At 36.8% G+C, this 6,098-nt stretch carries 2 protein-coding genes; both read left to right on the top strand.

Annotated elements, in window-relative coordinates; translation table 11 throughout:
- Nucleotides 1-408: 408 nt before the first annotated feature.
- A complete protein-coding gene (locus tag L1S35_RS13125) occupies nt 409-3,729 on the top strand; it encodes a T9SS type A sorting domain-containing protein (RefSeq protein ID WP_236401445.1) in 3,321 nt (1,106 codons plus the stop codon).
- A gap of 357 nt (nt 3,730-4,086) precedes the next feature.
- Nucleotides 4,087-6,098: immunoglobulin domain-containing protein (locus L1S35_RS13120; RefSeq protein WP_236401443.1), on the top strand; the 2,012-nt coding region annotated here is incomplete at its 3' end.

The following is a 6,098-nucleotide window of genomic DNA, read 5'->3' as shown; positions in this document are numbered from 1 at the left end:
AGCATTTAATAAATAATATTAATTAATGTAAGTATAAACATATAAAAAAATAATATAATTGCATTTTGTCGTTAAAAAATGCATTTTATCGATATAATGTTTTTTTGTTTCAAAAACATTTTGCTACTTTGCTTTATATAATATCTGCAATCTAAAGTATTTTCAAGCCTATTAATTATTTAATGCATTCAGTTTTGGACAGTTTGATTAAGCCAAACTATTATGAGACTTTGTTATAATATTTATTTTATTCACAAAACATTAAAAGTGTGAATTATAAAATTAAATAATCTAATTGTAAAACATAATGGTTAATGATAAGGATAAATTAGCTGTTCAACGACTTTACTCTAATTTAAATACCATAATAGTAATAGAGCATATATTTATTAATAAAAAAAAAGAAATATGAAAACAACAATTACTCATTCGAAAACATTTACTGCGCGATCTACAATCATCTTTAAATGGCTTTTATTTCTTGTATTCTTTTTTGGAACACAAATCTCTTTTTCTCAAAAAACTTGGGATGGTGGTGCAGGTAGTTCCAATTGGGGGGACGGAAACAACTGGAATCCAAATGGTCTTCCGGCATCAACAGATGCTGTTACCATTGGAAATGGATTTAATGTAATTCAAAATGTTGATGTAACTGTAGCTTCACTTACAATTGGAGGAGGAACTAGTGGTTCTTTACAGGTAGGTAGTGCTAATCCAAACAGAAGTTTAACAGTTACAGGGAATGTCAATATCAACTCAGGAGCTACATTAAACACTACCGGAAATGGGGGAAATACTTTAACTATTGGAGGTAATTTGACCAATAACGGAACACTTAATTCAGGTGCTTCACTTATGGATACAACTTTCAATGGTGCAGCTCAAACCATTAGTGGATTGGGTTCGTTTATCTTTAATGACTTTGTATTTTCAACAGCAGGGACAAAAACGATTAATTCCGGAATAACTGTTAATGGAAATTGGACTAATAATGGTGGGACAGTTGGAGGAACAGGAACGGTATCACTTAGTGGAGGTTCACAAACTATTGGAGGAACGTCAGCTACTATGGCTTTCCCAAATCTTTCATTATCAGGAGGTACAAAAACATTTAGTAAAGCAGCTGTAATTAGCGGTAATCTTTCTATTGCTTCAGGTGCTGTTGCAAATTTGGGAACATTAACAACTAATACGGCAGCTACATTAACTCTGGGAGGTTTAGGAACAACTAATGCAAAATTTGGTAGTCTTAGTTCAGCACCGCCTACACCATTTTACAGAAACAACACCTATTTTACCGCAGGGACTTCAGGTTATATAACTGTGGGGACTTCAACATGTATAGCCCCTACAGTTACTTTTAGTGCAATATCAAATATTTGTGCCGGTTCATTGTCTTATATAATACCTTATACGGCAGTTACCGGAGCTCCTAACTTATATTCTATTTCAGGTACGGGAATTACTTCTGTTACTAATGGGACATTAAATGCTCCATCATCCTCAATTACTGTAGGGTTAAGTTCTGCAGCTATTGCAGGAACAATCTCGCCTTCTGCATTTACAGTTTCCAGTAGTGTTACAGGTTGTGTTTCTGCTAATTTAAGTGGTTCAGTATCTGTTGATGCTCGACCTACTGGAGTAATAAGTGGAGGAGCAAACTATTGCAACGGGCAAAACACTACTACTTCATTGAATATTGCGGTAACCGGAACGGGTCCATGGAGTGGAACCTTATCAAATGGTGCCTCATTCAGTGGCAGCAGTAGCCCCATTAGTGTATTAGTAAGCCCATCAGGAACTACTACATATACTATTGCTACATTGACTGATGCAAATTGTACTGCTAATGCAGGGGATAAAACAGGAAGTGCTACAGTCACCGTTAATCCATTACCAATAGTAACAGCTGCAAATGTAAGCGGATGTCCAAATACGAATATAGCTTTAATTGGCTCACCTATTGGAGGAACATTCAGTATTGCTAATCCGTACAACGGAGCAGTAGATACGACATATACTTATACATATACGGATGGTAATGGTTGTACCAACACCAGCAGTTCGGCTACGGTTACCATGACTACAGAGATTAATTTCAACAATATTGATGATGACTGTGATGGAAGTTTGTATAATGGGCATGCCCCTGTAGTTGTAGATGTTACTACACCAAGTGGTGCTTTGGCAACGATGAATGCAACAATACATTGTTCTACAGCAACAAATACTACTCCTTATTCAGGAGCTCAGTTAACGTATAAATTGAAAGTTACAAAAACCAATGCACCAACTTCTGTTACATATATAAGTAGTAACACAACAAGTTTTAATTTCTCATCGGCCTCTAATGCGGCACATTCTTCAACCTATGATGTACAGGCCACGGCTATTGTTAACGCAGAAGAGCAACCTTATAATGGAAACATGGTTAGTTTTACTACCCCTGCAGCACCAACATTACCGAATCCTCCAACACAGACAGGTCCGATAGGTTCTACCTGTGAATATGCTCTGGCGAGAATAGATTCTTATATTTATGCTAATAACAGTATTACTTATCGCGCAAATCGCTATGAGTTTTTGGTAGAGCGTATGGATAATGGAAATCCTGTTCAAACGGTAAGTGTTGCAACAACAGTGCCTTATTTCAAATTGACCAATATTGTTGGTATTCCAGCAACTATGCAGGTTACTTATGGCACTACCTATAGAATTCAAGTGAGATACGGCTATGGAGCTACCAGTTTTGGTTCACAGATTTATACTGCTTATGGAGAACCATGTTTAGTTTCTACTCCAACCTTGCCGGTATCTAGTATTGCATGCGGTACACATTTGACCTCTGTTAATTCTTATGTTTATGTAAGCGGCCATTCCGGAGGTGCGAATCAGTTTGAATATTTAGTGACACGTGTTTCTCCTGCAGATCCACTGAGAGAATTGCCAGTAACGGTAGTTTCGGAGACTCTAACGCGTAATGTTGCTAACTTTAAGTTAACGATGTTAACGTCATTGTTTGTTGGATTAGAGAAAGAGTATTCCGTATCTGTACGTTACAGAGTTACTTCTTATGGAATGGATCATTACTCAGCATGGAGTGAGGCTTGTCCTTTATATACGCCTGATTTCCCAGAAACTCAAATAGTCGAAGAGCAATGTGGTGTTGAAGGAGTTCCAAGTTCGATAAACGAGTATGTTTATGCTGATGCAGTTGCTGGTGCTACTCAATACCAATTTAGATTGTTTAATGCGGTAGATGCACCTTACACTGAGGAAAATCCTTATGATTATACTGTTTACAGTCCGGGTAAATATGTGAAACTAAATCAATTCCCGGGCTTACTAGCCGGGGTGAATTATTCAGTAACTGTAGTGGCACAATTGTACGGCGAATATCCAAATATTCTTGACGCTAAGGATTGTGATATTATAGCACCACAGTCTACACCCGAAGGACCGGTTAAAACAGTTGTTAAGGATACATTCCAAGCGACTGCTTATCCGAATCCGTTTGCGGGTAACTTCATGATTGACATTAAAACATCTAGTCAATCAGTAATTAGTTTAAAAGTTTATGATATGATTGGCAGATTGATAGAACAGCGAGAAGTGATTTTATCAGATGTAGAAACTTCAGCTATTGGAGATCAATATCCAAGAGGTGTTTACAATGTAGTTGTAGCACAGGATAATGAGTTACAAACAATGCGAGTTATAAAGAGATAGTTATCGGTTGACTGATATTTATAAGAGACCTTCGAGTAATCGAGGGTCTTTTTTGTTATTAGTTTTTGTGTCAAAAATTATGACTAATTATGATTTTTCTGTAGCTATGCAAAATTATGGAACCTCTATTTTTTGTTAGAAATTATTTTAGATTAGTTGTTTTATTAACTAAAAATCAAGAATTTATTAACACGCAAACGTTTTCGTTTGTGCAGCTCGATATCCTTTTGTAATTTAGATTGTATTATTTTATAGTTTTATTGTCCCATATTCTACTTCTAAGAGGCTTTTAACGCTATTGAAGTTTTCTATTTTAAAGAAAACATTTTTTAATTATGTTAAACTAAATTTTATTTTATGAAAAAAAATTTACTTCTATTGTTATTGTTTTCATTTTCGGCGTATTCACAGCAAACAATTTTTTGGAGAAACGAGGCTGTTAACGGAAATTGGCAAAATGGGGATTGTTCTAGTATAGGAACAGCTATTTCTCAATGGTATTATGGAGGTTTTGGAGGAAACTCTTCCAGAAACAGACCAGATTGTTTCGATGGTTCGACTACCCGTCATAATGTTAATTTTGATAATAATGCGCAGACAACAATGTCCATAAATGATACTTTTTGGGGATTGAGATCATTGGTGCTTCAAAGTGGTGCATCAGTCACCAGAACTTTTACAGGCAATCCTGACAATAATACCAGAGGTATAAGTTTTACTCATGGATTATTTAATGATGCTGCCACAACCCATACTTTTAATACCTTCATAGGTATTGATGGAAGTGTAGTTTATTTAAAAACAAGTAATTCCAGCGGTATAACTAATTTTGGACGTGAGATTTATGGTAATGCCAATACTATTACTTTTCAGGGTTCAGGAAGAAATAATGTAAATAGCATAATTTCAGGTACTGGTAAAATTGTTAAAGAAGACTCAGGAATTCTTACTTATAGTGGTTCAAATACTTATACAGGTAACACTGAGATAGACAATGGAGAACTTTGGATTCAAAGTGGTGGAGACATATCGGCCTCAAGTAATATATATGTTGGGAATGGTGGGTTTTTAGGAAATACAACAAAACTTTTCCTTGCTAAATCTGATGGAGGAACTACTTTTTCGAGAAATATAAATATTAATCCAGGCAATGCCGGGACTAGAGTTATAGGAGGGTTAAACACTTCGGGAACAAATACTTTTTCAGGAAATATTTTAAGAAATTCTAATCAACCTCTAACAGTTGAAGTAGTTGATGTTAATGGTACAGTTACTATTTCCGGAGTAATAAATGGTAGTGGTACTTTAACTAAAACAGGAGCTGGTACTTTGAACTTAACAAATGCAGCGAATACTTACACGGGTGCTACTACAGTTAGTACAGGAACACTAGTTGTTCAAAAAGGGGGACATAGTGCAAGCATAACAACAGGCGCCATAGCATTTACCTTTGCTTCAACAACTCAAGCAGCCGGAACTTATGATTTTTTGCCAGGACAATTGGCTGGAAGTACTTCAAGGGTTTTAACTAGTAATTTGGTTGCTTCAAAATCGGTTAGTTTTAATTATGCAACTGGAGATGTGATTATTTGTGATTTATCAACAGCACCAACAGGAGTAACAGGAACAACTACTATTTGTCCGGGTACAAGTACCTCATTGACAGTAAGCGGCGGAATCAAAGGAACGGGAGCAGTAACGCAATGGTATACCGGTTCATGTGGCGGAACATTAGCGGGAACCGGAGACACATTAAATACCGGGAACTTGAGTTCAGATACGACCTATTATGTTCGTTATTCAGGAGATTGCAATACTACCTCATGTACTACAGTGACCGTAACAATGAAATCTTTATCAACAGCGCCAACAGGAACAACAGGAACAACTAGTATTTGTCCGGGGACGAGTACCTCATTGACTGTAAGCGGCGGAATCAAAGGAACGGGAGCAGTAACGCAATGGTATACCGGTTCATGTGGCGGAACATTAGCGGGAACCGGAGACACATTAAATACCGGGAACTTGAGTTCAGATACAACCTATTATGTTCGTTATTCAGGAGATTGTAATACAACCTCATGTGCTACAGTAACCGTAACAATGAAATCTTTATCAACAGCGCCAACAGGAACAACAGGAACAACTACTATTTGTCCGGGTACAAGTACTTCATTAACAGTAAGTGGCGGAAGTAAAGGAACGGGAGCAGTAACGCAATGGTATACCGGTTCATGTGGCGGAACATTGGCGGGAACCGGAGACACATTAAATACCGGGAACTTGAATTCAGATACGACTTATTATGTTCGTTATTCAGGAGATTGTAATACAACCTTATGTGCAATTGTAACAGTTACGTTGGGAGT

It is taken from the genome of Flavobacterium anseongense (assembly GCF_021608185.1).
GTDB lineage: Bacteria > Bacteroidota > Bacteroidia > Flavobacteriales > Flavobacteriaceae > Flavobacterium > Flavobacterium anseongense.
This window is presented reverse-complemented; position numbering and strand designations above follow the sequence as displayed.

Coding starts and splice junctions, on each gene's coding strand:
- L1S35_RS13125 (WP_236401445.1), top strand. CDS start 409: ATGAAAACAACAATTACTCATTCGAAAACATTTACTGCGCGATCTACA.